This window comes from Cellvibrio sp., assembly GCF_053579595.1.
The window spans coordinates 1-1,948 of the sequence record NZ_JBRFPI010000555.1; the positions used below are offsets into that span (position 1 = coordinate 1).

Annotated in this window: 3 protein-coding genes; all 3 read left to right on the forward strand. The window is 47.2% G+C overall.

The features are described from left to right. The coding region (locus tag ACWA6V_RS21050) for a TonB-dependent receptor domain-containing protein (RefSeq protein ID WP_449524316.1) at positions 1-902 on the forward strand (902 nt) is incomplete at its 5' end. Between the two features lie 84 nt (positions 903-986). Further along, the gene (gene cobO / locus ACWA6V_RS21055; RefSeq protein ID WP_449524317.1) at positions 987-1,625 is read left to right on the forward strand and encodes a cob(I)yrinic acid a,c-diamide adenosyltransferase; all 639 of its coding nucleotides are present in this window, start codon (positions 987-989) and stop codon (positions 1,623-1,625) included. A 29-nt stretch (positions 1,626-1,654) separates the two neighbouring features. Beyond that, positions 1,655-1,948, forward strand: a 294-nt coding sequence (locus ACWA6V_RS21060) for a nucleotide-binding protein (RefSeq protein WP_449524318.1), incomplete at its 3' end; no start/stop codon positions are given.

Sequence of the window (1,948 nt, forward strand, 5' to 3'; positions counted from 1 at the left end):
TGGGTTATGACCGCACCGATGCTGACTATGTCGGTTATCACAAAATTAGCCAGTTGGTTGAAGGTTATTACGGCCATCTGGTTTACCCCCTCAGTCAACAATTTAGTCTGAGCACTGGCCTGCGTTACGCGGCTGTGGATGATACTAATTACTCGCTGACCAAAACCCATGATGACAGCATTAACGCTAAAGAGTTGGGCGTGAACTATCAAATAGATAATGGCTGGCGTTTGTTTGCGCGCTACGCGGAAGGTTTCCGTTTTGCTAATGCCGATGAAAATGGTTTGGTGTTGACGGGAGTGAATTTTTTGGAGGTACAAACCAGTGAGTCTTATGAAACCGGTGTTGCTTGGGCGGGTGAGCGCGCCCATGTGTCTTACAGTCTGTATCAAATGACACTCAATGACGAAATAACCTTTGACGCAATTGCCTACGCCAATATCAACTTGCCCGATACCGAACGTCAGGGTTTTCAGTTTGATGGTGGTTTAACGCTGAGCGACGAAATTGCATTAACTGCTAATTACACATACACAGATGCTGAAGTAACGGCGGGTAGTTTTAAAGGCAAAGAGGTACCTTACGTAAGCGCTCATGTTGCCAATCTGGGCATTGTGTTTACACCAATTGATACGCTGAGCTTTGTTTTGGATTCAACCTATACAGGCTCACGCTATTTGTCCGGTGACGAGACCAATAGCTACCCTAAAGTGGCGCCAGTGCAGTTGTTTAATCTCAATGTGATTTGGCAAGTTGCGCAGGTGGAAATCGCTGGGCGCATTAAAAATGTTACTAACGAACGCCATTCCGGTTTTCAGGGCTATTCCTCCCGGCAAGCTGCAAAATATTATTATCCACAACCGGAACGCAATTACGAAGCCAGCATCACCTATCGTTTTTAATTAATCCTGTGTAGGGTGGGAGGAGCGCAAGCGACACCCACCAGTCATCAAAAATCAAAAACTAATAGATCAAAGAGAATTGCCATGACCGACGACCATAGCCAGAGCGATGAAAAAGCCAAACGCCACCAGGAGCGCATGCAACAGCGCAAAGAAATTGTCGATGCAGCGATTGCACGTGCCGACGAAGAGCGCGGTGTGGTGATTGTATTAACCGGCGATGGTAAAGGGAAAAGTTCATCGGGTTTTGGTACAGCATTGCGCTGTCTCGGTCATGGCTACAAAGTCGCAATCGTGCAATTTATTAAAGGCACTTGGGAATGCGGTGAGAAAAACTTTTTAACTGAAAGTATTTTTCGCGGCGCCAGCCCGCAGTTGGAATATTTTGTGATGGGTACCGGCTTCACCTGGGAAACCCAAAGTGCTGAGCAAGATAAAGAAGCGGCGGAAAAAGTCTGGGCAGAATGTGAACATGTATTTCGCGATCCCGATATTCATCTGGTACTGCTCGACGAATTAACCTATATGCTCAATTACAAATATCTCGATAAAGATAAGGTAGTCGCCGCCATTCAAAACCGTCCGCTCAATCAAAATGTGATTATCACCGGGCGCGGCGCTAAAAAATATCTGGAAGATTTGGCAGATACGTTTAGCGAAGTGAAATCCGTCAAGCATGCGTTTAATGCGGGCGTGAAAGCACAGAAGGGGATTGAGTGGTAAGTCTCTTCAATGAAAATGTAAAAACCTTAATGATTCAAGGCACCACTTCAGATGCCGGTAAAACCACTTTGGTCGCTGCCCTCTGCCGTATTTTAAAAAATCGCGGCATTTCGGTTGTTCCCTTCAAGCCGCAAAATATGGCCCTCAATTCTGCTGTCACTGTTGATGGCGGCGAGATTGGCCGGGCACAAGCGCTGCAAGCACAGGCCGCCGGTTTGCAGCCGCATACGGATATGAACCCCATCTTGATTAAACCCACTAGCGATACGCGTGCGCAAATTATTGTGCAGGGCCGCGCGATCACCGATATGGATGCGGCTGTG

Coding starts and splice junctions, on each gene's coding strand:
- cobO (WP_449524317.1), top strand. CDS start 987: ATGACCGACGACCATAGCCAGAGCGATGAAAAAGCCAAACGCCACCAG.